This is a genomic window from Variovorax paradoxus EPS (genome assembly GCF_000184745.1).
Lineage (GTDB): Bacteria > Pseudomonadota > Gammaproteobacteria > Burkholderiales > Burkholderiaceae_C > Variovorax > Variovorax paradoxus_C.
In genome coordinates, this window is sequence record NC_014931.1 from 44,388 (window position 1) to 67,236 (window position 22,849).

Here is a 22,849-nt window from a genome sequence, read left to right on the forward strand (position 1 = left end):
ATTGGGCGCCGAGTTTCTCGCGGAGGCCGTCGTCCCCCACCCCGACCCTCCCCGGAAGGGGAGGGAGAAAAACCGGCTACAGCGGCGTGCCTTGGTGAAACACCATGCGCCATCTGCCGCGCCGCAGTCGCCACAGTGAGCTGCGAAGCGAATCGGCTGCAGCACGCTCCGGTATCGCGGCACGGTGCGCGCGGTAGGTGACCAGCGCGATGTCGGGCGCCATGCGCTGCACCCGGAATTCCGACATCGTTCGCTCCGAGAAGGCTTCGTCGCGCAGCGCGTCGATGATCGCGGACCGCGTCCATTCCATGCCCGACACACCAAGCTCGCGGAAGTCGTCGTCGAGCAGTTCTTCGATTTGCGCAGCACTCGCTCGCACCTCGCGCAGATGCAGGGCGCCTTCGAGTTTCAGCAGCAGCGCGTCGAGGTTTTCGGCCGGCGCGGCTTCATAGAGCTCGAGCGGAAGGCCGTCGGGATCGGCGAAGAAAGTGGAGCGCCGGCCGGTGTATTCGTCGACGCGCAGCGGCTCCACCGCGATGCCTTGCGCCGCGAGTTCATCGGCGGCGGCCTGCACATCGTGCACTTCGAAGGACAGGTGCCGCAGCCCCTGCGCCTCGGGCCGCGTGGCGCGCGCGGGTGCTTCGGGAAACGAGAACAGCTCGATCTGCGACCCGTCGGGCAGCGCGAGATCGAGCTTGTACGAAGCGCGCGCGGCGCGGTAGTTTTCGGCGACGACGCGCAGGCCGAGCACCTCGGCGTAGAAGCGCCTGGAGCGTGCGTAGTCGGCGCAGATGATCGCGACGTGGTGAATGCGGGCGAACTGCATGGCTGTCAATCCTTCGTCTTGTTCAACGGCTTGCGAAGGAAGACGCGTGTGCGCTCCGCCAGCACGAGGCGCCTGTATTCGACATAGCCGATGCGTTCGTAGAGCGCGCGGTTCTCGGTCATCTTCTCGTTGGTGAAGAGGTAGATCGAATCGTGGCCTTGCCGCAGCGCCTCGCGTTCCGCAAGCTCGAGCAGGGCGCGGCCGACGCCGGTGCCCTGGTGCGCGGGCCGCACTGCAATCACGTCGACGAGAAAGCCTTCGTCGGTGATGTCGAGCACCAGCGCGGCAATGACTTCGTCCTGCTGCGTGGCGACCCAGACCTGCGCGTTCGCAATGGCGGCGCCATAGTCCCTGGTCATCGGAATCGGCGTGAGGCCGAGGCGCGGGATGTAGTGGCGGAAGGCCTCGATGGCGCAGGCGGCGACCGATGCCGCATCGCTCGCATCGGCCCGTCTCAGCACCCAAGGCGCGGCGCTGCTCACGCGTCGAACTCCACCTCGCCCTCGATCTCGACCGGGATGTTGAACGGCAATTCCGCCATGCCCACCGCGCTGCGTGCATGGGCGCCGACATCGGGCCCGAAGAGGTCGAGGATGAGGTCCGAGAAGCCGTTGATCACCGCCGGTTGCTTGTCGAAGCCGGGCGCCGACGCGACCATGCCGAAAACGCGCGTCCAGGCGGTGATGCGGTCGAGGTCGCCGAGGGCGCGTTGCAAGCTGCCGAGCATCGCGAGGGCCGTGAGGCGTGCGGCCGCATAGCCTTGGTCGACGCTCACCTCGCGCCCGAGCTTGCCGAGCGGCGAGGCGATGCTGCCATCGGCGTTGAGCGGGCCGTGGCCCGAGACGATCGCGCGTCGGCCGATGAGCCGCACGAACTGGAAAGGCAGCACGACGCCGGGTGGCGGCGTCACGGTCGGGGGAAGAACGAGGCCGAGTGCGGCCAGTCGTTGCGCGATGCGGGCCATGGCATTTCTCTCCTGTGGCTGGAGGCGGGGACGTGAAAAGTCCGCCGCATCTTGCCATGGCCGAGGGTGTCAGCCGAGTGCCGGATAGTCCGTGTAGCCCTTCGCGCCGCCGCCGTACATCGTGGCCTTGTCGAGCTCGTTCAGCGGTGCGTTTTCGCGCAGGCGCCGCACGAGGTCGGGGTTCGAGATGAAGGGCTTGCCGAAGGCCACGAGGTCGTCGCCTTCCTTCACGGCTTCGTCGGCCAGCGGCTTGTCGTAGCCGTTGTTGACCATCCATGCGCCCTTGCCGCCGGCTTCGCGGTACGCGGCCTTGAGGGCTTCGTAGTCGAAGGGACGGTCCTCGATCTCGCGCGGGCCGCCGGTGGCGCCTTCGATGATGTGGATGTAGGCGAGGTTCAGTTGCGCGAGTTGCTTGACCACGTAGGTGAAGAGCGGCTGCGGGTCGCTGTCGTGCACGTCGTTGGCGGGCGTGACGGGAGACAGGCGGATGCCGGTCTTGCCGCCGCCGACCGCGTCGACCACGGCACGCGTCACTTCGAGCAAGAGGCGCGCGCGGTTCTGGATGGAGCCGCCGTAGTCGTCGGTGCGCTTGTTGCTGCCGTCCTTCAGGAACTGGTCGAGCAGGTAGCCGTTGGCGCCGTGCACCTCGACCCCGTCGAAGCCGGCGGTTTCCACCGCGCTGCGCGCCGCGACCGCATAGGCGTGGACGATGCCCGGCAGTTCAGCCGCATCGAGCGCGCGCGGCTCGGAGGTCTCGACGAAGGTCGGCACGCCGTCCTTGATGAGCACCGTCTTGGTCTTGGCGGTGATGGCCGAGGGGGCGACAGGCTTACCGCCATCGGGTTGCAGTTCGGTGTGCGAGACGCGGCCGACGTGCCAGAGCTGCACGACGATCTTGCCGCCCTTGGCATGCACCGCTTCGGTCACGCGCTTCCACGAATCGAGTTGTTCGGTGCCGTAGAGGCCGGGCACGTCGGAATAGCCCTGGCCCTGGTGGCTGATGGCCGTCGCTTCGGTGATCAGCAGGCCGGCGGTGGCGCGCTGTGCGTAGTAGGTGACGGCCAGATCGGGCGGCACGGCATTGGGCGAACGGTTGCGCGTCAGCGGCGCCATCACGATGCGGTTGGCGAGCTTCAGGTCGCCGGCCTGTACGGGGTCGAAAAGGGTGGACATCGTGGATGAGGGAGCAGAGTTGAAACAGGCGCAAGGCTAAGCGCCCGGCCTCAACCCTGCTGTCGCACGGTTGTCCCGATTGGTGTTATTGCGTCGTCAGCTCACGAGGGCGAGCAGCGCGGCGCTCACGCGCAGCGGCACCGCGAGCAGGATCTGCCCCATGCCCTTGCCGAGCGGGTCGTTGCGCAGCGACGCCATGCCGCCGCCGCCCAGCGCCTCTTCGCAGACGAAGTTGAAGGCATCGATGCCGGGCACTTCGTAGCGCGTGACGCGGCCCTTGACGAGGTGCGCGAGCCATTCGGCCACGCGCGCTTCGGTGAGCTGGTCGCGCAAGAGCGGCAAGAGGGCAGGGTGGCGCGCGATGACGCCGATGTTCGAGGTGTCGCCCTTGTCGCCGCTGCGGGCCCAGGCGAGGCGGATAAGGGGCACTTCGACGGTGTCTGCTGCCTCGGGTGCCGCTTCGTGTGGCGTGGCGCCGGCGGGCCGGGGCGCGGGCATGTCGGCCGCTGCGGGCGCGAGGGTGCGCGGCACATCGATGCGTTGCCCGTCGACGTTCACGCTGGCCTGGACCTGCGACTTGTCGAGCAGGAAGGCGTACTGCTGGATCGACGGCGACACCGACGCCCGCCCGCCGCCCGCGCCCGTGGTGCCTGGCGACCACGAGGTGCCGGCCGGCGCGACCTCGCGCGCGAACAGCTCGAGCGCCTCCTTGCGCGGATGCGTCACTGCGAGCCGCAGCACCACCTCGCGCGTCTGCAGCACCTGTGCATTCGCATGCGGGCCGTAGCAGGACTCGGCGCCCAGCATCTCGATGTGCGTGGCGCTGTAGGGACCGAAGCCGAACTGGGCGAAGAGTTCGCTGGTGCGCGCGAGGATCGCTTCGCCCGTGCGCCGCGCCTTCGCGGCTGCATCGAAGCCCACGATGGTGAGCTGCGCCGCGGTCTTGAAGCCGTCGACATACGTGGCGCTCACCTTGTAGGTCGTGGTCGGCGCACGGCCGCGCGCGCCGTGCACGCGCACGCGGTGCTCGCCGGCCTGCTCGATGCGCACCTGCGTGAAGTCGGCCGTCACGTCGGGCAGCAGGTACGCCGCGGGGTCGCCGATTTCATAGAGCATCTGCTCGCCCACCACCGCGGGCACGAGCTTGCCGCCGGTGCCCGCGGGCTTGGTGACGACGAAGCTGCCGTCCGCGCTGCATTCGACGATCGGATAGCCGATATGCGGCCAGTCGGGCACCGTGTCCCAGTCTGTGTGCAGGCCGCCGGTCGCCTGGCAGCCGCATTCGATGATGTGGCCCGCAAGGCTGCCGGCGGCGAGCAGGTCGTGGTCGCCGGGCTGCCATTTGAATTCGTGCATCAGCACGCCGAGCGTGACGGCCGAGTCCACGCAGCGGCCGGTGATGACGACCTGCGCGCCCGCGTCGAGCGCCGCCTGGATCGGCCGTGCGCCGAGGTACGCATTGGCGGTGAGCACGCGTTCGGGCAGCGCCGCGCCGCTCTGCAGTTCGCGCACCGGCGGCTGGGCCTGGCGAAGTTGCGGCAGCAGCGCGGAGACGTCGTCGCCGCTCACCACCGCGATCTTCAGTTCGATGCCTTGCTCTTTCGCGAGCGCCGCCAATGCGTCGGCGCAGCCTTGGGGATTCACGCCGCCCGCGTTGCTCACCACGCGAATGCCTTGTTTCACGACATCCCTGAGCACCGACTTCATCGCGACCGAAACGAAGTCGGTCGCATAGCCGAGCTCCGGCTTCTTGAGCCGCGCGCCCGCGAGGATCGACATCGTGAGTTCGGCGAGGTAGTCGAACACGAGGTAGTCGATCTTCCCGCTGGCCACGAGCTGCGGCGCGCCCACGCTGCTGTCGCCCCAGAAGCCCGAGGCGCCGCCGATACGGACGATGCGTTCGTTGGTGTTGCTGCTGTCTTTCATCGGCCGCTCCACTGCGGCTTGCGCTTTTCGCGGAAGGCGAGCTGTCCCTCGGCTGCATCCTCGGTGAGCGCGAAGAGACCGATCTGGCTTTCGGTGAACGCCATCGATTCCTCGAAAGCCATCGCCTCGATCTTCTTCATCGTGTAGAGGCCACGGCGGATGGCGGCGGGCGATTTGTCGAGCATGCGGCCGAGCAGCCAATCGATGCTCTCGTCCACGTCGTCGCTCGTGCGGTTGATCAGTCCATGTTCCAGCGCTTGCGCAGCGGTGATGGGCTCGCCGGTGATGCACATTTCGGCCAGCACGCGGCGCGGCAGCAGGCCGTCGAGCACGCTGAGCACTTGCGCGGGAAAGAGGCCGACCTTCACCTCAGGCAGGCCGAACACGGCGCTGCTGCTGGCCACCGCCATGTCGCACATCGCCATGATCCCCATGCCGCCGGCCATGCATGCGCCGTTGACGCGCGCGATGAGCGGCACCGTCGATTGCCGCGCCTGGCGAAAGAGGTTGGCGAAGCCCTGGTAGGGCTCGGCGTAGTCGAACTTGAAAGAGGTGCCGCTTTGCAGGTCGGCGCCCGCGCAGAAGGCGCGCGTGCCGGTGCCGGTGATGACGACCGCGCGCACGGCAGCGTCGGCGTTGGCGCGCGCGAGGGCATCGGACAGGCGCGCGAGCACGGCGGCATTGATCGCATTGCGCCGCTCCTCGCGGTCGATGGTGAGCCACATCACGGGCCCGCGCATCTCTTCGCGCAGTTCGATGGTGGAAGAGGTTTCGGCCATGGCGCTGGGTTCCTTCGGTGTCTGGAGTTGCTGCCCCTAGCGTGACGCGAAAAAAAAGCCGCATCGTGCGGCTTGTGGCTGAAGCGGGCCGGGTTTTCCCTGGGGGCTGGTAAGGCCGGCCGCTTCGCTGCTTCTGTGAGCTTCGGTTTACTTTAGCAGGCCTTCGGCCTTCATCGCTTCCTGCACTGCGGGACGCGCCGCCACGCGCGCATGCCAGGCCTGCACGTTGGCGAAGGCCGAGATGTCGACGCCGGTCGGCTTGGTCCAGTTGGTCACGGTGAACAGGTAGCCGTCGGCCACGCTGAAGTGCTCGCCCATCAGGTACTGCTTGTCGGCGAGCTGGCCGTCGAGCCATTCGTAGCGCGACTTGAGCTTGTCCTTGAAGATGGTCTTGGCTTCCTCGGGCATGTTCGGGTTGAACAGCGGGCTGTAGCCCTTGTGCATCTCGGTGCCGATGAAGGTGAGCCACTCCTGCAGGCGATAGCGCTGCAGCGTGCCGTTGGCCGGCGCGAGGTTCTTGGTGGGGGCGAGGTCGGCGATATATTGCACGATGGCCGGGCCTTCGCGCAGGCGCGTGCCGTCGTCCAGTTCGAGCATCGGCACGTAGCCCAGCGGGTTGATGCCGTAGTAGTCGGTGCCGTCCTGCAGCTTGTGGCTCTTGGTGCTGGCCATCACCGGTTCGAAGGCAAGGCCCGCTTCGTGCAGCGCGATGTGGGGCGAAAGGGAACAGGCACCGGGCGAGTAATACAGCTTCATTCGAAATGACTCCAATGGAAATGGATGTGTTGGATGTGGATGGCGAGGTTGATCTTTATGGGAAACCGCCGGGGATGCTAGCGGGTTTGGCGGCATCGCGTTTTTGTCCTACGGTGGCTTGGGGCCCGTGACTATCAAGGCGGCGAAGCGCGCTTTCTAAGCTCCCCGCACGGTGGGCGAGGCCCGCTGCAAGGAGTTTCGGATGTTGAAGTACGCGATCATTTTTGCGGTCATTTCTCTGGTGGCCGGCCTGCTCGGCTTCGGTGGCGTGGCTGCGGGTGCGGCCGGTATCGCCAAGCTGCTGTTCGGCCTGTTCCTCGTGCTGGCGGTGCTCTTCGTGGTGCTCGCAGCGCTGGGCGTGGGCGCGGTGAAAAAGGCGCTGGACTGATGCAGCGTCCGAGGACGAAGTGGCCGCAGGCGCGGTCGCTCGACATGCTGCTGCAGAGCCCCGCGCACCGCGTGATGCGGGTGCTGCTCGTGACGCAAACACACTGGCAATTGCCTGAACACCGCTCGCGGCGACGACGGGCCTGAAAAAAGAACCCCATGCACATCTCCCACATCGACGCGCAACTCGACTACGAGGTGACGGCGCCCGCGCACATGCTGCTCAACATCGAGGCCGCGCGGTCGGGCGCACAAGCGGTGGTCGAGGAGACACTGACCATCGAGCCGCCGACCGAGATGCAGGTGTTCTGCGACGAGGGCAGCGGCAATCGCTTCATCCGCTTCGATGCGAAGCCCGGGTCGCTGAAGATCGGCTACAGGGCGACGGTGCAGCGCTCGCACGTGCACGTGCCGCCGGACCTCTGCGAGGTGCCGGTCAACGAAGTGCCCGACGAGGTGCTGCATTACATGATGCCGACGCGCTACTGCGAGTCGGACCTGATGTCGCGCTGCGCGCAGCAGCTCTTCGGCGAACTGCCGCCGGGCATCGGGCGCGTGCAGGCGATCGTCGACTGGATTCACGACAGCATCGCCTACGAGCCCGGCAGCACCGACTCGACCACGACCGCGCGTGAGGTGTTCGTGGAACGCGCGGGCGTGTGCCGCGACTTCGCGCACCTGGGCATCACCTTCTGCCGTGCCCTCAACATTCCGGCGCGGCTGGTGGTGGGCTATGTGTGGTTCGACGAGCCGCCGCAGGATTTCCATGCGGTGTTCGAAGCCTGGCTCGGTGGGCAGTGGGTGCTGTTCGATCCGACCCGCATGGCGCCGGTCGACCGGCTGGTGCGCGTAGGCACCGGGCGCGACGCGAAGGACGTGGCCTTCTGCACGATCTTCGGCGCGGTGCGCATGACGGACAAGAAGCTCGTGGTGCGCGAGCTGCAGGACGAAAGCGTTCCACCGCCTGCCGCACCGGCCCCGAGCGGCGCGCTGGTCGGCATCGAAAAGCCGGTGCCGGTAACCCAACTGGCCGAAACCACCGCCTGACAACGATAGTTTGCTATTAAATACATAGCAAACTGTCAAGCACCCACGGGCGGAAGCGGGCGGTTTGGTATCGCCCTCTAGCTTGCCCACACAACGGGCGCAAGACGGTGCCGCCGATTAAAATTGGCGCCCCTTTTGCGCAGCGCACGCGTCCCAGTAGTGCGCCCCCTTTTCAAATGCTGTACCCCGAAGAATTCGATGTGATCGTCGTCGGCGGTGGCCATGCCGGCACCGAAGCCGCGCTCGCCGCCGCGCGCATGGGCGCCAAGACGCTGCTGCTCTCCCACAACATCGAGACGCTGGGGCAGATGAGCTGCAACCCGTCGATCGGCGGCATCGGCAAGGGACACCTCGTGAAAGAGGTCGATGCGCTCGGCGGTGCGATGGCGATTGCCACCGACGAAGCCGGCATCCAGTTCCGCATTCTCAATTCGAGCAAAGGACCGGCGGTGCGCGCGACCCGCGCCCAGGCCGACCGCGTGCTGTACAAGGCCGCGATTCGCCATCGCCTCGAGAACCAGCCGAATCTCAGCCTCTTTCAGCAAGCGGTCGACGACCTGATGGTGGAGGGCGATCGCGTGGTCGGCGCCGTCACCCAGGTGGGCATCGCTTTCCGCGCTCGCACCGTGGTGCTGACGGCGGGCACTTTCCTCGATGGCCGCATCCACGTCGGCCTCGACAACTACCAGGCCGGACGCGCCGGTGACCCGCCGGCGATCAGCCTGTCGGCGCGCCTGAAGGAATTGAAGCTGCCGCAAGGCCGGCTCAAGACCGGCACGCCGCCGCGGCTCGATGGCCGCAGCATCGACTTTTCGAAGTGCACCGAACAACCCGGCGACGGCATGCCGGGTGGGGCAGGGCCGATGCCTGTGTTCAGCTTCATGGGCCGTGCCGACATGCATCCGCGCCAGATGGCCTGCTGGATCACCCATACCAACGCGCGCACCCACGACATTATTCGCTCCGGCTTCGACCGCAGCCCGATGTTCACCGGCAAGATCGACGGCGTCGGGCCGCGCTACTGCCCGAGCGTCGAGGACAAGATCAACCGCTTTGCCGACAAGGAAAGCCACCAGATCTTTCTCGAGCCCGAAGGCCTGACGACCAACGAGTACTACCCGAATGGGATCTCGACCAGCCTGCCATTCGACATCCAGTACCAACTGGTGCGCTCGATGCCCGGGCTGGAGAACGCGCACATCCTGCGGCCAGGCTATGCGATCGAGTACGACTACTTCGATCCACGCGAACTCAAGAGCAGCTTCGAGACCCGCTCGGTGAAGGGCCTGTTCTTCGCCGGGCAGATCAATGGCACAACCGGCTACGAAGAAGCTGCGGCCCAAGGCTTGTTTGCCGGTATCAATGCCGCACTGCAATGCCGTGGAGAAGACGCCTGGCTGCCGCGCCGCGACGAAGCCTATCTGGGCGTGCTGGTCGATGACCTGATTACCAAGGGTGTGACCGAGCCGTACCGCATGTTCACCAGCCGCGCCGAGTTCCGGCTTCAGCTGCGCGAGGACAACGCCGACATGCGCCTGACCGAAGCAGGGCGCAAGCTGGGGCTGGTGGACGATGCGCGCTGGGATGCTTTCAGCCGAAAGCGCGACGCTGTTTCACGTGAAACAGAGCGGCTCAAGTCGATCTGGGTGAACCCGCGCAACCTGCCAGCCGCCGAGTCCGAGCGCGTGCTGGGCAAGGCCATCGAGCACGAATACAACCTGGCCGACCTTCTGCGCCGGCCCGATGTGAACTACGAAACACTGATGTCGCTGGACGGCGGGAAGTACAGCGCCAGTTCGGCACTGAGCGAAACCGAGATCGAACAGATCGAGATCTCTGCCAAGTACTCCGGCTACATCGAGCGCCAGCATGACGAGGTGGAGCGCGCCGCTCACTTCGAAAACCTGCGTCTGCCTGCGGATTTCGACTATGGGCAAGTCAAGGCATTGAGCTTCGAAGTGCGCCAGAAGCTGGACAAGCATCGCCCCGAAACGCTGGGCTTGGCCTCGCGCATTTCCGGTGTGACGCCCGCGGCCATCTCGCTTTTGATGATCCATTTACGCAAGGGCGGGCACAAAGCCTTCGCCCGTGACGCCGCCACGGAAGCAGCCGCCGAGCCGCAGTCCGCCGAATGAGCGCGCCCATCGATACGCTGCGCGCTGGCGCAGGAGCGCTTGGGGTCACGTTGTCCGACCGGCAGGGCGAGCAGTTGCTGGCCTACGGCACGCTGATGCTCAAGTGGAACAAGGTCTACAACCTGACGGCGGTGCGCGATCCGGCCGGGGTGATGACGCACCATCTGCTCGACAGCCTGGCGGTCATCGCACCGCTGCAGCGGCAATATCCGGAGCAGGGCAGGTTGCTCGATGTGGGTTCGGGTGCTGGGTTGCCGGGCGTGATCATCGCGATCATGCGGCCCGACATTGACGTGAGTTGCCTGGATGCCGTAGCCAAGAAGGCAGCCTTCGTTCAGCAAGTAGCTGTCGAACTGGAGCTGCCCAATCTCCGCGGACTGCATGCCCGGGTCGAATTGCTGGAAGGCAGCTACAACGTCATCAGCTCGCGGGCCTTCGCTTCGCTACCGGATTTCTTCAATGGCTCGAAGCATTTGCTGCCAGCGGACGGTGTTTGGCTTGCCATGAAGGGCAAGATGCCCGGCGACGAACTCGCTGTTCTGCCTCCAGAAGTGGCTGTGTTTCACGTGGAACAACTGACGGTTCCAGGCCTCGACGCCGAGCGCTGCATCGTCTGGGCGCGAAAAGCATCCGTCTGATTCCGTAAAAGATGCGCCGCCGCCGGCAAAAGCCGGCGCCCGAACGGCCCTCCGCGCGCTGGCCTCGCTTAGACTCGACGCCTCCCCTTGGCTCTCTTCTTCGAGGCAAATTCCATGTTTGGCATCGCTGACTACGGCGCATTTGTCGTCGCCATCATCCTGTTCCTCCTGATTCCCGGCCCGGGCAATCTGGCGCTGATCACCTCGACCAGCAAAGGCGGAATTCGCGGTGGATTGGCAGCGACGACGGGTCTGATCGTCGGCGACCAGTGCCTTTTGTGGGCCGCGGTGGCGGGCGTGTCGGCGGTTTTGGCCGCTTACCCGACCGCATTCAAAGCGGTGCAATGGCTGGGCGCCGCCTATCTGGCGTGGCTCGGCTTCAAGATGCTGCTCGCCAAGCCGGGCTCGGCCCCGATCCTCAACATCAAGCCGGGTCACTTTTTCCGCCAGGCGTTCATGATCACCTTGCTGAACCCGAAGGCCATCGTCTTCTACATGGCGTTCTTCCCGCTGTTCGTCGATCCGGCACGGCATCAAGGCCTGATCACTTTCGGCGCGATGGCAGTCACGATTGCAGCGCTGACTTTCCTCTACGGCCTGACCTCGACGCTGCTCACGCACTTCCTTGCCGAGCGCATCCGTGCCAATCGCCGCATCTCCGGCACGCTCGAAAAGCTGGCCGGCGTTTTCCTGATCGCCTTTGGCGTCAAGCTCGCGATCTCGCGCTGACCGATTCTCTGAACTGACATGGCCAAGATTTTCTGTATTGCCAACCAAAAGGGCGGCGTCGGCAAGACCACCACCACCGTCAACCTCGCCGCCGGACTGGCCAAGGTGGGGCAGCGGGTGCTGATGATCGACCTCGATCCCCAGGGCAATGCGACCATGGGTTCGGGCATCGACAAGCGCGAGCTGGAGTTGACGGTGTACGACGTGTTGCTCGAATCGGCTTCCGTTGCCGAGGCGCGCGTCAAGGCCGACAAGCTGGTGGAAGGCGGTTGCGGCTACGACGTGCTGGGCGCCAACCGCGAACTGGCCGGCGCCGAAGTGGAAATGGTGGCGCTCGACCGCCGCGAAAAACGCCTCCGCACCGCATTGGCGGCCGTCGGTGCCGAGTACGACTTCGTGCTGATCGACTGCCCGCCGAGCCTGAGCCTGCTCACGCTCAACGGCCTGTGCGCCGCCCACGGCGTGATCGTTCCGATGCAGTGCGAGTACTTCGCGCTCGAAGGGCTGACCGATCTGGTCAACACCATCAAGCAGGTGCACGCCAACCTCAACAAGAACCTGCAGATCATCGGCCTGCTGCGCGTGATGTTCGATCCGCGCATCACGCTGCAGCAGCATGTGAGCGAGCAGCTCAAGTCCCACTTCGGCGACAAGGTGTTCGACACGGTGATCCCGCGCAATGTGCGGCTGGCCGAGGCGCCGAGCTACGGCCTGCCGGGCGTGGTGTTCGATCCGGCTGCACGGGGCAGCCAGGCGTTCATTGCTTTTGCGCAGGAGTTGGTCGAGAAATTGCCGCCTGCGAGCGCGTTCGCTTCTGGTGCTGTCGCGCCGCCGATCGCCCCGGTCGACCGCATGGCGCCTGACCTCGCCATTCCCGAGGACGTGCTGGCACCCGCGCCTGCATCCGATGCCACCCCTGAAAAAAGCCTCTGACGCCTGCCCCGAATCGGCACGGCGCTATCAAGTTCGTAGCAAATGACAGTTTCCCGCATCCTGCTGCTGCCGGGTTGGCAGAACAGCGGCCCCGGCCATTGGCAGACCATTTGGGAGTCGATCCATGGCGATCGCCGTGTCGAGCAACACGACTGGATGCGCCCGCTGCGCGGTGACTGGTCTGCGCGACTTGAAGAAGAAGTGCTGGCGGCCCCCGGGCCGGTGGCCTTTGCGGCGCACAGCCTCGGCTGCATCCTCGTCGCGGCCTGGGCCGCGCATTCGCGCAACACGCACAAAGTAGCCGGCGCATTGCTGGTGGCGCCTGGCGATGTGGAGCGTGAGGATCTTCGGCAACTGATTCCGGGCTGGGCGCCGATCGTGCGCCAGCCGCTGCCTTTCTCCTCGGTGCTGATCGCCGCGAACGACGACCCTTACTGCGAAGCCTCGCGCTCGCGGCAACTGGCCAAGGACTGGGGCGCACGCTTCATCGACGCCGGCAAGGGCGGCCACCTGAACGCCGAATCCGGCCTGGGCGACTGGCCCGAAGGCCGGCAACTTCTGAACGACATTTCGAAAGACAAGAACTGATGGCGACCAAGAAACCCAAGGGCCTCGGCCGCGGCCTCGAAGCGCTGCTCGGCCCGACGGCCGCACCCGCCGCCGACCACGGCAACTCGGGAACGGAAGAGGGCGCCGCGCCGCCGAACCCGACCACGCTGATGCTCGACCAGATGGTGGCCGGCGTCTACCAGCCGCGCACGCGCATGGACGAAGGCGCGCTCTACGAGTTGGCCGAGAGCATCAAGGTGCAGGGCATCATGCAGCCGATCCTGGTGCGCCGGCTCGATGCCGAATCGGCGGCCGCCAAGAACGCCGAGTACGAAATCATCGCGGGCGAACGGCGCTTCCGAGCCGCCAAGCTGGCGGGCCTGGAGAGCGTGCCGGTGCTGGTGCGCGACGTGCCCAACGAGGCCGCAGCGGCGATGTCGCTGATCGAGAACATCCAGCGTGAAGACCTCAACCCGCTCGAAGAGGCTCAAGGCCTGCAACGCCTGGTCGCCGAGTTTGGGCTCACTCACGAAATGGCGGCGCAGGCCGTGGGCCGCTCGCGCAGCGCGGCCAGCAACCTGTTGCGCCTCTTGAACCTGGCCGAACCCGCGCAGCAGATGCTGATGGCCGGAGACATCGACATGGGCCACGCCCGCGCGCTGCTCTCCTTGGACCGCGGCACGCAGATCACGGCCGCCAACCAGATTGCCGCCAAGAAGATGTCGGTGCGCGAGACCGAGGCGCTGGTGAAGAAGCTCGCCGCCGAGTTCACCTTGACGCCGTCCCGCCGCGGCAACAGCGGCGAGAAGTCGCGCGATCTGCAGCGAGTGGAAGAAGAGCTGGCCGACCTGCTCACCGCCGAGGTCGAGGTGCGCATCAAGAAGCGCACGAAGCGCGGCGAAAGCGGCGAGCTCGCGATCCATTTCGGCTCCATCGAAGCGCTGAACGGATTGATCGAACGCATCCGCCGAACGGCCTAGTTTTGAAATCGGGATGGGTCGTTCGTTCGATTGATAACTGCAATCCTTTGCGCGTATCCTCGGCTGAATTTGTTAACTAATGTCTCTGACAATATCTCTGAAACAAGAGGGAGCCCGATCATGAAGTTCACCCAATTCCCACTCGCGGCCATCGCCGTCGGCGCGCTTCTCCTCACCGGTTGCGCCGCCACCGACATGCAGATGGGCAGCCAGTCGGCCAAGACCATGGCCACCGGCAGCGCCGCCGGTTCGGCCACCGCCGGCGAGAGCAGCCAGCTCGAGCGCTGCGAATCGCCGCTCGGCACGGTGTCGCTGATCGAGAACCAGAGCGCGGGCTGGTACACCATCCTCACCGGCGAATACCGCCTGCCGCCTACTGCAAATCTGTTGCGTTTGCTGGTGCAGCAGTCGAACTGCTTCATCGTGGTCGAGCGCGGCGCGGCCGGCATGAACGCCATGACGCGCGAGCGCGCACTGCAGCAGTCGGGTGAAATGCGCGGCGGCAGCAATTTCGGCCGCGGCCAAATGGTCGCTTCCGACTACGGCCTGTCCCCCGAGATCGTGTTCAGCAACAGCGATGCCGGCGGCATCGGCGGCGCACTCGGCGGCTTGGTGGGTGGCGGCCGTGGCCGTGCGCTCGCAGCCATCGGCGGCAGCATGCAGACCAAGGAAGCCAGCGCGCTCCTGACCCTCATCGACAACCGCTCGGGCGTGCAGGTTGCAGCCTCCGAAGGCAGCGCCTCCAAGACCGACTTCGGCGCCTTCGGTGGACTGGCCGGGCGCAGCGGCGCCGGTGGCCTCGGCGGCTACACCAACACGGCGCAGGGCAAGGTGATTGCTGCCGCGTTCATGGACGCCTTCAACCAGATGGTTCGTTCGCTGCGCAACTACAAGGCGCAGACGGTGCGTGGCCAGGGCCTCGGCGGCGGCGGCCGTCTCGGCGTCGATGGCGGTGCGGCACCTTCGCAGACTTATGTGCCGCCAGAGCAGGCGCCGGCGCGTCGCCGCAAGTAAGCAAGGACAGTCGGCCTTTGGGCCACTAAAAAGCCCGGCGCTCTCGCGAGCCGCCGGGCTTTTTCATGTGTGACCGGGATCGATCAGAGGCTGAAGATCTTCCCCGGATTCATGATGTTCTTCGGGTCGAGCGCACGCTTGATCGTGCGCATCATGTCGATGGCGCCGACACCCGCCTCGGTCACCAGGAAGTCCATCTTGTGCAGCCCCACGCCGTGCTCGCCGGTGCAGGTGCCTTCGAGCGCCAGCGCGCGCGTCACGAGGGCGTGGTTCAGCGCTTCGGCCTTCACGCGCTCTTCGGGGACATTCGGGTCCAGCAGATAGCCGAAGTGGAAATTGCCGTCGCCCACGTGGCCGACGAGGAAGTAGGGGATGCCGCTCGCATCGGCCTCGGCCACCGAATCGAGCAGGCAATCGGCCAGGCGCGAGATCGGCACGCAGGTGTCGGTCGAGATCACGCGGCAGCCCGGCCGCGACTGCACCGCAGCGAAATAACTGTTGTGCCGCGCAGTCCACAGGCGCGTGCGTTCTTCCGGCGTGCTGGCCCATTCGAAAGCGTTGCCGCCATGGCCGCTCGCGAGTTCCTGCACCGTCTCGGCCTGCTCTTTCACGCCGGCGGGCGAGCCGTGGAATTCCATCAGCAGCATCGGCTCTTCGCGCAGGTTCAGCTTGGCGTAGGCGTTCACCATGCGCACCGTGTTCACGTCGATCAGTTCCACGCGCGCAATCGGCACGCCGAGCTGGATCGTCTCGATGGTGGTGCGCACCGCGGCCTCGATGCTCGGGAACGAGCAGATGGCGGCCGACACGGCTTCGGGCAGCGGGTAGATGCGCAGCGTGACCTCGGTGACCACGCCCAGCGTGCCTTCGCTGCCCACCATGAGGCGCGTGAGGTCGTAGCCGGCCGAAGACTTCTTCGCGCGCGTGCCGGTGCGGATGACTTCACCCGCGGCCGTCACCACTTCGAGCGCCAGCACGTTCTCGCGCATCGTGCCGTAGCGCACCGCGTTCGTGCCGCTCGCGCGCGTGGCCGTCATGCCGCCGATGGAAGCGTCCGCGCCCGGATCGATGGGGAAGAACAGGCCCGTGCTCTTGATCTCTTCGTTCAGTTGCTTCCTCGTCACGCCCGGCTGCACCGTCACAGTGAGGTCGTCGGCGTTGATCGACAGCACCTTGTTCATGCGCGACACGTCGATGCTGATGCCGCCCTGCACCGCGAGCAGGTGGCCTTCGAGCGAGGAGCCGACGCCGAAGGGAATGACCGGCACGCTGTGCTCGCTCGCGAGCTTCACGGCATCGGCCACGTCCTGCGTGCTCTCGGCGAACACCACGGCCGAGGGCGGCGGTGCATCGAACGAAGACTCGTCGCGCCCGTGTTGCGTGCGCACCGCCATCGCCGTGGAACAGTTGGCGCCGAAGCGTGCCTTCAGCCCGTCGATGAGGCTGGCTGGGACGTCGCGCAGATGAAGCGCCGGCATCAGGTGCGAGGTTTGGGTCGGGGCGTTCATCGGACTTCTCCTGAGGGGCAATGAGGGCAGGGGGGAAGGCCATTTTACGGAGCGAGCACCATAATGCGCTTCGGAAAAAATGATGAACCCCACGACCCTCAGCGCCCTCGCGGCCTTCCCCGCGCAACTGGAGGCCCACTACGCCGCCGTTCCCGAAGCCTTCAGGCATTGGGTGCCGCCTTCGTGGGAGGGCGTGCCCAGCGAGGCCTTCACCGCCATCGAGCAGCTCTGCCATGTGCGCGACATCGAGATCGAGGGCTACCACGTGCGCTTTCGCCGCACGCTCTCGGAAGATCGCCCGACGCTGGCCTCGATCGACAGCGAACCGCTCGCCATCGAGCGCAACTACGGCGCCGCCGATGCGAAGCAGGTGCTGGCCGATTTCCGTCTCGCACGCGTGCAGACGATGGAGATCGTCTCGAGCCTGACCGACGCGCAACTCGCGCGCACGGCCGTCTTCGAAGGCTACGGCCCGCTCACCATGCGAAGCCTCATCCACTATCTCTGCAGCCACGACCAGCAGCATCTGGCAGGTCTGCAATGGCTGGCCGGCAAGATCGACGCATCGACCGTCCCCGCATAACCAGGAGCGCGCCCATGGGCAACCGACTTTCCCAGATCGCCACCCGCACCGGCGACGACGGCACCACCGGCCTCGGCGACAACACCCGCGTGCCCAAGGACCATCTGCGCGTGCATGCGATGGGCGACGTGGACGAGCTCAACTCGCAGATCGGCGTGCTGCTCTGCGAACCCATGCCCGAGGCCGTGCGCGAGCTGCTGGTCGATGTGCAGCACCAGCTCTTCAACCTCGGCGGCGAACTCTCGATGCCCGGTTTCACGTTGCTCAAGCCCGAAGCGCTGCTGCAGCTGGACAACGCGCTGGCCGATCACAACGCCGCCTTGCCGCGCCTGGCCGAATTCATCCTGCCCGCCGGCACGCGCGCCGCCTCGCTCGCGCACGTGTGCCGCACGGTGGCGCGGCGGGCCGAGCGCGCAGTGGTGGCGCTCGGTGCCACCGCGGAACTCAACGACGCATTGCGCCAGTACCTCAACCGGCTCAGCGACCTGCTCTTCGTGCTCGCGCGCGTGCTCAACCGCATGGATGGCGGCGACGACGTGTACTGGAAGAGCGAGCGCATGGCGCGCGCGGCCGCTGATGCGAATGTCGCCAACGACGAAGAAGGAAGCCCGTCATGAAGATGCCCACGCACACCATTGCGCTTGCAGCAGCGTTCCTCCTGCTGCCGACTGCAGCCGTCCACGCGCAGAGCGCAGACAACCCGCCCAAGGCAGAGCGTGCACACACGCTCAAGCCGCCGCCGCGAAACAGCAAGGTGGTGAACGGTGTCCAGCGCGGAACCAACGCCGCCGGGCGTGGCATCGACCGCGCGGAAGACGCGACGCGGCGCGGCGTCAACAACGTGTCGGCCCGCGCGAGCCGGCCGGTGCGCAATGTGGGCGAGGCCTTCGGGCGCAAGCTCGCGCCGGGCTCCAGCGGCCGTGCGGCACCGCCGCCGGTGGGGCCACAGGGCAACGCGCCCTGATCGAAGAGGCCTCTGTTCGGGGCGGCGCTCACGCCGACGGTGGGCTCTGTTTCGCGAATGTCCCCCGCCTTCGGCTCCTCCTTGATTTCGCGAAACAGAGCCCACCGTCGGCGCGAGCGCTTTCAGGGCAGTTGTTGATTCGCTGTTCATCCAGACCGTGCCCACCTGCTGCAGGCGGCCGTCTGAGCCTCTTCAGCGCCAGCCCGCAGCCTTGAACTGGTCTGCGAGCAGCTGCGCGACCTTCGCGTAGCCCTGTGCATTGGCGTGGATGCGGTCCGAGCGCAGCGACGCATCCGACAGCACGCTCGAATACACATTGGCGACGAGCAGCGCCTGCCCCGACTTCGCGACCTCTTCGTAGAACGGCGCATCGCTGAGCGAGCCGACGAACGCACGCATCGCATCGGGCGCAGGCGTCGCCAACAGCGCGACATGCGGCGTGTGCTCGCGCGCCTCTTTCACGAGCGCCGCGATGTTGTCGCGCGTGGCCGAGGCCGACACGCCGCGCAGCATGTCGTTGCCGCCGATGCCGATCAGGATCCCGTCGTAGCTGCCTGCGGCCAGCAGCGACGGCAGGCGCTGCAATGCGCCGGCCGAGGTGTCGCCGTTGACGCCCGCATTCTCGACCTGCCAGCCGGTGATCTCGCCCAGCTTCACGGGCCATGACGCGTCGGGCGATGCGCCATAGCCGAAGGTCAGGCTGTCGCCGATGGCCAGCACGCGGGCATCGGATTTGAGCGCAGCGGTGGAGGGCTTGCGCTTGCCGCAGGCGGCCAGCGCGGCCGCGGCCGGCACGCCGCACATCAGTTGGAGGAGGTGTCGTCGATTCATGAAGCGCGCAGCTTAAACGCGGCTGGTGCGTGCGCCGGCATTGACCCTTCGCCAGCCCAGAGAGCAGGCCCTAGCTCAGGTGCGCCCGGCGCAACGCCGTCCGCATCGTCTTCTGCAGCGCCGGCCCGCCTTTCTCCAGCGCCGCAGCGGGGGCGCCGCTCTCCTTGGTCGCCGGCGTGTACTTGCGCCCCCAGATGCCGATCTGCGTCACCACCGGCAGCAGGTCGATGCCCATCGGCGTGAGGCTGTAGATGGCCTTCTGCTTGTGGGTCGGGTCGTCGGTCTTGCTGAGCACGCCGTACTCGACGAGCTTGCCCAGGCGCTCGGTCAGGATGTTCGAGGAGATGCCTTCCTCGGACTGCAGGAACTCCCTGAAATGCCGCTTGCCGGCAAACATCATGTCGCGAACGATCAGGAGGCTCCAGCGGTCGCCGAAGACTTCGAGCGCGAGGTTGATCGGGCAGAGCGATTTCTGGGCGGTGGCCATCGGAGCTTCCGGTGCAGTTGAAAAACTGCTTGCATTTTCGCATCGGTTTAAGAATACTGCGGACTGCTTGCATTTCAAGAGCAGTTATTCCAGCCGACCCTTAAGGAGAGCCACCATGCGAAAGCTCATATTGCAGATGCAGATGTCCGTCGATGGCTACGTCTCGCCGGCCAACGGCAACATCGATTGGCAGGTCTGGGGTTGGGGCGATCGCTGGGCCTGGGACGACAAGTTGAAGGCGTACTTCAACGCTGTCTTCGAAGGCGTCGACACCATCCTGCTCAGCCGCAAGATCGTGGAGGAAGGCTACCTCGATCACTGGGGCCGCGCGGCGAAGAACTATCCGGCCAACCCGCAGTTCGCCTTCGCGCAGAAGGTGGTCGATGCACAGAAGGTCGTGCTCACCGACAAGCTCGAGGCATCGCGCTGGGAGCGCACCGTCATCGCGCGTGGTGGCATGGCCGAAGAGGTGAATGCGCTCAAGCGAGAGGAGGGCAAGGACATCCTCGTCATCGGTGGTGTCGGCTTCGCGTCGTCGCTCGTGAACGAAGGGTTGGTCGACGAGTTCCAGTTCTTCGTGAATCCGATGGCCGTGGGCGCCGGTCGCTCGGTGTTTCACGACCAGCGCAAGGGGCACAAGCTGCGCCTGCTCGGGTCGGTTGGCTACGAATGCGGCGTCGTGGTCAACCGCTACGCGCCGCAGTGAAGGACAACGCGCCGCCCCGATACCAGCGCTTACCTGATTTCACCTGACGGCGACCTGAGGTGAGCCGGCCAGACACAACAGCGGCACACAATGAACTCGTCATCAACGCATGAAGGAGTTCCAGATGAACATCAATTCGAAGAGCATGGCCGTCGCTGCTGCGGCGCTCGCGATGTGCATGGCAGCGGGAAGCGCCTTTGCGCAAGACCGCCGCTTCGACGGCCGGCCCGGCGACGATCGCAACGGACGCGCCGAGCAGCGGCACGACGACCGCCGGGGCGATCGCAATTTCGATCGCCGTGGTCCGCACCGTGATTACCGCGGCAACCAGGACTTCCGCGATGGCCGCCAGTTCGATCGCCGCGGCTTCCCGCAGCCGCACGCCGAATGGCGCCGTGGTGGCCGCGTACCGGCCGAGTACCGTGGCCGCAACTACGTGGTGAACGACTACCGTGCGTACCGCCTGCAGCCGCCGCCCCGCGGTTACCAATGGGTCGGGGTGGGTGGCGACTACGTGCTCGCCGCCATTGCCACCGGCCTGATCGCGCAGATCATCGCGGGCCAGTAAGCAAGCAGCGCGGCGCGAGCCGCATGCGAAACCGCCACAGGTCACTGTGGCGGTTTTTCTTTTTTGGAGGCGCTTGTCAGGCCAGCGCGGTGGATGCCGACTGGGCGCACACGTTGCGCCCGGTGATGGTGAGGCGCAAGCCGCCACCGTGCCATTCGAGCCAGTTGAGGCTCACATACGCGTCGATGTCGTTGTCGTCGATGCGGTCGGCCTGGCGGCTCTGCAGGAGCTCCACCGTGGCGGGCAGCGCCCGTTTCAACCGTTCTCGTCGCTCCGCTGCATCGGCCGCCTTTTGGGCGGCCCTGATTTGCTGTTGCTGCTGCTGCGGGGTCGATGCCATTGCTGATCCGTTCCGGGAAGCCAAGGAATTAACCCGAATGTACGCCCCTTGTGTGAAGCCGCACGCTTTCTTTTGAGCCCCGCCGTTTTCGCAGTACCCGCCGCGCAACAGCGCTCCGCAGGGGCTTGCGGCGAGGGCTAGATTTCGTAGTGGGAAGCCTTGGCTTCGTCGCCCAAAGCCTTCTCGACGATGGCGCGCGTCAGGGTCGGCGCGAACGACTCGATGAAGGCGTAGACGTACTTGCGCAGGTAGTTGCCGCGGCGCACCGCGAGCTTGGTGAGGTTGATGCCGAACAGGCGCCCCGCATCGATCGCGCGCAACTGCGTGTCGCGCTCCGCTTCGTACGCCACGCCGGCCACGATGCCCACGCCCAGGCCCAACGTCACGTAGGTCTTGATCACGTCGGCGTCCATCGCGGCGAGCACGATGTTGGGCTGCAGCCCGCGCGCCTCGAAAGCCTCGTCGATGCGCGAGCGGCCGGTGAAACCCGTGTCGTAGGTGATGAGCGGATAGCGCGTGAGCGCCTCCAGCGACAGCGGCGCATCGAGCAGCGGATGGCCCGGCGGCACGATCACCGAATGGGTCCAGCGGTAGCAGGGCAGGGCGACCAGTTGCGGGTAGTCGCCCAGCGCCTCGGTGGCGATGCCCACGTCGGCCTCGCCGTCGATCAGCATCTGCGCGATCTGCTTGGGCGAGCCCTGGTGCAGGTGCAGTTTCACGTTCGGGAATTGCGCGCGAAATTCCTGTACCGCCACCGGCATCGCATAGCGCGCCTGCGAGTGCGTGGCCGCGATGGAGAGCAGCCCGCTTTGCTGCGCAACGAACTCCTGCCCCGCGTGCCGCAGGTTGCTGCTCTCCAGCAGCATGCGCTCGATGATCGGCAGCACATGGCCGCCCGGCTCGGTGAGGCCGGTGAGCCGCTTGCCGGCGCGCACGAAGAGCTCGATGCCGAGTTCTTCCTCGAGTTCGCGGATCTGCCGGCTCACGCCGGGCTGCGAGGTGTGAAGGGTGTGAGCGACTTCGGTCAGGTTGAAGCCGCAACGAACGGCCTCGCGTACCGAGCGCAGTTGTTGGAAGTTCATCTGGCGCCGAGGTGTCATCGAGCCCCCGGGGTGGGGACCGAGCGGCGATTCTCGGCAGAAGCGCTTATGCAGGGAACGATGCGTTTGTTGGTTTCACATGAGCAAAACATCTTTACGACCTGTCTTTTGTGCCGTACTTGTAATTTCGCACGACTGTGCTAAAGTTTGCCGCATGGACGCCAAGACCCAGAAAAGCGAACTCACCCGTGCCGCCATCGTCGGCGCCGCGTTGGACCTCGCCCTGGCCGAAGGCCTGGAAGCGATCTCGCTGCAGGTCATCGCGAGCCGTCTGGGGCTTTCCAAGAGCGGCGTCTTTTCCCGCGTGGGTTCGCGCGAGGCGCTGCAGAAGGCCGTCATCGAGGAGTACGGCCGCGGCTTCCTGGCCGATGTGTTCGTGCCCGCCATGCAGAAGCCCAAGGGCCTCGCGCGCCTGAACGAGATCGTGGCTCGCTGGATCGCCCGCACCCGCGATGTCGAAGCCCAGACCGGCTGCCTCTATGTGGCCGGCGCCTTCGAATTCGACGACCGCGAAGGCGAGCTGCGCGACGTGCTCCTCGGAGAGATCACACGCTGGCGCGCGGCCCTGCGCCGCACCGTGACGCTCGCCATCGAGGCGGGAGAGCTCAAGGCCGACACCGAACCCGCGCAGCTGGTCAGCGAGATCAACGGGATCATGATGAACCAGCTCCACGACGCGCGTTTCCTGCGCGACCCGCACACCGCCGACCGGGCCGCGCAGACCTGGCAGCGGCTCCTTTCCAGCTACCTCGCCTGAGCGTGAAGCAGGCGGATTTCCCTCATCTTTGTTTGCCAGAATTTCGCACAATCGTGCGATAAACAGGAGAAGCAGCCATGCTGATCATTGCCCTTTGCCTTGCCATCTATGCCGTCGCCCTTGGCGTCGAAACCGCCCGCGACACGCTGCGCAGCCTGCCCCGCAGCAA

General features: G+C 66.1%; 28 protein-coding genes. 16 read left to right on the forward strand and 12 right to left on the reverse strand.

From position 1 onward, the window contains the following. Positions 1–76 precede the first annotated feature (76 nt). From VARPA_RS00205 to gstA, 7 genes are all read right to left on the reverse strand, one after another. Positions 77–826, reverse strand: a complete 750-nt coding sequence (locus tag VARPA_RS00205) for a VOC family protein (RefSeq protein ID WP_013538511.1) — start codon at positions 824–826, stop codon at positions 77–79. Positions 827–831: 5 nt separating this feature from the next. Then, positions 832–1,308: a GNAT family N-acetyltransferase gene (locus VARPA_RS00210; protein WP_013538512.1), complete on the reverse strand. Its 477-nt coding sequence runs from the start codon at positions 1,306–1,308 to the stop codon at positions 832–834. Then, positions 1,305–1,790, reverse strand: coding sequence for a RidA family protein (locus tag VARPA_RS00215; protein WP_013538513.1), 486 nt, complete (start codon positions 1,788–1,790; stop codon positions 1,305–1,307). The genes VARPA_RS00210 and VARPA_RS00215 overlap by 4 nt, the downstream gene beginning before the upstream one ends. Positions 1,791–1,859: 69 nt before the next feature. Then, the gene (locus VARPA_RS00220; protein ID WP_013538514.1) at positions 1,860–2,963 is read right to left on the reverse strand and encodes an alkene reductase; all 1,104 of its coding nucleotides are present in this window, start codon (positions 2,961–2,963) and stop codon (positions 1,860–1,862) included. Positions 2,964–3,059: 96 nt separating this feature from the next. Then, positions 3,060–4,889 carry an acyclic terpene utilization AtuA family protein gene (locus VARPA_RS00225; RefSeq protein ID WP_013538515.1) on the reverse strand — a complete coding sequence of 610 codons (1,830 nt, stop codon included), beginning with the start codon at positions 4,887–4,889 and terminating at the stop codon, positions 3,060–3,062. Then, the gene (locus tag VARPA_RS00230; protein ID WP_013538516.1) at positions 4,886–5,668 is read right to left on the reverse strand and encodes an enoyl-CoA hydratase/isomerase family protein; all 783 of its coding nucleotides are present in this window, start codon (positions 5,666–5,668) and stop codon (positions 4,886–4,888) included. The genes VARPA_RS00225 and VARPA_RS00230 overlap by 4 nt, the downstream gene beginning before the upstream one ends. A 147-nt stretch (positions 5,669–5,815) precedes the next feature. Continuing rightward, on the reverse strand, positions 5,816–6,424 hold the full coding sequence (gstA, locus tag VARPA_RS00235) for a glutathione transferase GstA (protein ID WP_013538517.1): 609 nt from the start codon (positions 6,422–6,424) through the stop codon (positions 5,816–5,818). Between the two features lie 202 nt (positions 6,425–6,626). Between gstA and VARPA_RS00240 the strand changes: the two genes are divergently transcribed. From VARPA_RS00240 to VARPA_RS00280, 10 genes are all read left to right on the forward strand, one after another. Continuing rightward, on the forward strand, positions 6,627–6,812 hold the full coding sequence (locus tag VARPA_RS00240; RefSeq protein WP_013538518.1) for a DUF1328 family protein: 186 nt from the start codon (positions 6,627–6,629) through the stop codon (positions 6,810–6,812). Continuing rightward, positions 6,812–6,958, forward strand: coding sequence for a hypothetical protein (locus VARPA_RS31280; RefSeq protein ID WP_167330533.1), 147 nt, complete (start codon positions 6,812–6,814; stop codon positions 6,956–6,958). Before VARPA_RS00240 ends, VARPA_RS31280 begins: the two co-directional genes overlap by 1 nt. Positions 6,959–6,970: 12 nt before the next feature. After that, complete coding sequence (locus tag VARPA_RS00245; protein ID WP_013538519.1) at positions 6,971–7,858, forward strand: transglutaminase-like domain-containing protein; 888 nt, start codon at positions 6,971–6,973, stop codon at positions 7,856–7,858. 176 nt (positions 7,859–8,034) lie between these two features. Next, complete coding sequence (gene mnmG / locus VARPA_RS00250; protein WP_013538520.1) at positions 8,035–9,993, forward strand: tRNA uridine-5-carboxymethylaminomethyl(34) synthesis enzyme MnmG; 1,959 nt, start codon at positions 8,035–8,037, stop codon at positions 9,991–9,993. Continuing rightward, positions 9,990–10,631: a 16S rRNA (guanine(527)-N(7))-methyltransferase RsmG gene (gene rsmG, locus VARPA_RS00255; RefSeq protein WP_013538521.1), complete on the forward strand. Its 642-nt coding sequence runs from the start codon at positions 9,990–9,992 to the stop codon at positions 10,629–10,631. The genes mnmG and rsmG overlap by 4 nt, the downstream gene beginning before the upstream one ends. 114 nt (positions 10,632–10,745) lie before the next feature. Beyond that, positions 10,746–11,360 carry a LysE family transporter gene (locus VARPA_RS00260; RefSeq protein WP_013538522.1) on the forward strand — a complete coding sequence of 205 codons (615 nt, stop codon included), beginning with the start codon at positions 10,746–10,748 and terminating at the stop codon, positions 11,358–11,360. Positions 11,361–11,378: 18 nt separating this feature from the next. After that, entirely contained in the window at positions 11,379–12,293 is a 915-nt protein-coding gene (locus VARPA_RS00265; protein WP_013538523.1) for a ParA family protein, read from the forward strand. 42 nt (positions 12,294–12,335) lie between these two features. Continuing rightward, positions 12,336–12,881, forward strand: a complete 546-nt coding sequence (locus VARPA_RS00270; RefSeq protein WP_013538524.1) for an RBBP9/YdeN family alpha/beta hydrolase — start codon at positions 12,336–12,338, stop codon at positions 12,879–12,881. Continuing rightward, positions 12,881–13,822, forward strand: coding sequence for a ParB/RepB/Spo0J family partition protein (locus VARPA_RS00275; RefSeq protein ID WP_013538525.1), 942 nt, complete (start codon positions 12,881–12,883; stop codon positions 13,820–13,822). Before VARPA_RS00270 ends, VARPA_RS00275 begins: the two co-directional genes overlap by 1 nt. 120 nt (positions 13,823–13,942) lie before the next feature. Next, positions 13,943–14,836 (forward strand): CsgG/HfaB family protein, encoded by an 894-nt coding sequence (locus tag VARPA_RS00280; protein WP_013538526.1) that lies wholly within the window; start codon positions 13,943–13,945, stop codon positions 14,834–14,836. Between the two features lie 83 nt (positions 14,837–14,919). On the opposite strand, the gene VARPA_RS00285 is transcribed toward VARPA_RS00280, so the two are convergent. Further along, positions 14,920–16,344, reverse strand: coding sequence for an FAD-binding oxidoreductase (locus VARPA_RS00285; protein ID WP_013538527.1), 1,425 nt, complete (start codon positions 16,342–16,344; stop codon positions 14,920–14,922). 82 nt (positions 16,345–16,426) lie between these two features. On the opposite strand from VARPA_RS00285, the gene VARPA_RS00290 reads away from it, so the two are divergent. The 3 genes from VARPA_RS00290 to VARPA_RS00300 are packed head-to-tail and all read left to right on the forward strand — an operon-like array spanning position 16,427 to position 17,891. Next, positions 16,427–16,927 (forward strand): DinB family protein, encoded by a 501-nt coding sequence (locus VARPA_RS00290; protein ID WP_013538528.1) that lies wholly within the window; start codon positions 16,427–16,429, stop codon positions 16,925–16,927. 14 nt (positions 16,928–16,941) lie between these two features. Next, positions 16,942–17,544: a cob(I)yrinic acid a,c-diamide adenosyltransferase gene (locus VARPA_RS00295; RefSeq protein ID WP_013538529.1), complete on the forward strand. Its 603-nt coding sequence runs from the start codon at positions 16,942–16,944 to the stop codon at positions 17,542–17,544. After that, positions 17,541–17,891, forward strand: a complete 351-nt coding sequence (locus VARPA_RS00300; protein WP_013538530.1) for a hypothetical protein — start codon at positions 17,541–17,543, stop codon at positions 17,889–17,891. The genes VARPA_RS00295 and VARPA_RS00300 overlap by 4 nt, the downstream gene beginning before the upstream one ends. A 192-nt stretch (positions 17,892–18,083) precedes the next feature. On the opposite strand, the gene VARPA_RS00305 is transcribed toward VARPA_RS00300, so the two are convergent. Both VARPA_RS00305 and VARPA_RS00310 read right to left on the reverse strand, forming a co-directional pair. Next, the gene (locus tag VARPA_RS00305; RefSeq protein WP_041942719.1) at positions 18,084–18,722 is read right to left on the reverse strand and encodes a GDSL-type esterase/lipase family protein; all 639 of its coding nucleotides are present in this window, start codon (positions 18,720–18,722) and stop codon (positions 18,084–18,086) included. A 70-nt stretch (positions 18,723–18,792) separates the two neighbouring features. Beyond that, positions 18,793–19,209, reverse strand: coding sequence for a winged helix-turn-helix transcriptional regulator (locus tag VARPA_RS00310; protein ID WP_013538532.1), 417 nt, complete (start codon positions 19,207–19,209; stop codon positions 18,793–18,795). Positions 19,210–19,324: 115 nt separating this feature from the next. On the opposite strand from VARPA_RS00310, the gene VARPA_RS00315 reads away from it, so the two are divergent. Both VARPA_RS00315 and VARPA_RS00320 read left to right on the forward strand, forming a co-directional pair. Next, positions 19,325–19,915, forward strand: coding sequence for a dihydrofolate reductase family protein (locus VARPA_RS00315; protein ID WP_013538533.1), 591 nt, complete (start codon positions 19,325–19,327; stop codon positions 19,913–19,915). A gap of 124 nt (positions 19,916–20,039) precedes the next feature. Next, positions 20,040–20,483 (forward strand): RcnB family protein, encoded by a 444-nt coding sequence (locus VARPA_RS00320; RefSeq protein ID WP_013538534.1) that lies wholly within the window; start codon positions 20,040–20,042, stop codon positions 20,481–20,483. 76 nt (positions 20,484–20,559) lie between these two features. Here the strand turns inward: VARPA_RS00320 and VARPA_RS00325 are convergent, their stop codons facing one another. Both VARPA_RS00325 and VARPA_RS00330 read right to left on the reverse strand, forming a co-directional pair. Then, complete coding sequence (locus tag VARPA_RS00325; protein ID WP_013538535.1) at positions 20,560–20,823, reverse strand: hypothetical protein; 264 nt, start codon at positions 20,821–20,823, stop codon at positions 20,560–20,562. 137 nt (positions 20,824–20,960) lie between these two features. After that, complete coding sequence (locus VARPA_RS00330) at positions 20,961–21,905, reverse strand: CysB family HTH-type transcriptional regulator (protein ID WP_013538536.1); 945 nt, start codon at positions 21,903–21,905, stop codon at positions 20,961–20,963. A gap of 172 nt (positions 21,906–22,077) precedes the next feature. Between VARPA_RS00330 and VARPA_RS00335 the strand changes: the two genes are divergently transcribed. Further along, the gene (locus VARPA_RS00335; protein WP_013538537.1) at positions 22,078–22,680 is read left to right on the forward strand and encodes a TetR/AcrR family transcriptional regulator; all 603 of its coding nucleotides are present in this window, start codon (positions 22,078–22,080) and stop codon (positions 22,678–22,680) included. Positions 22,681–22,849 lie beyond the last annotated feature (169 nt).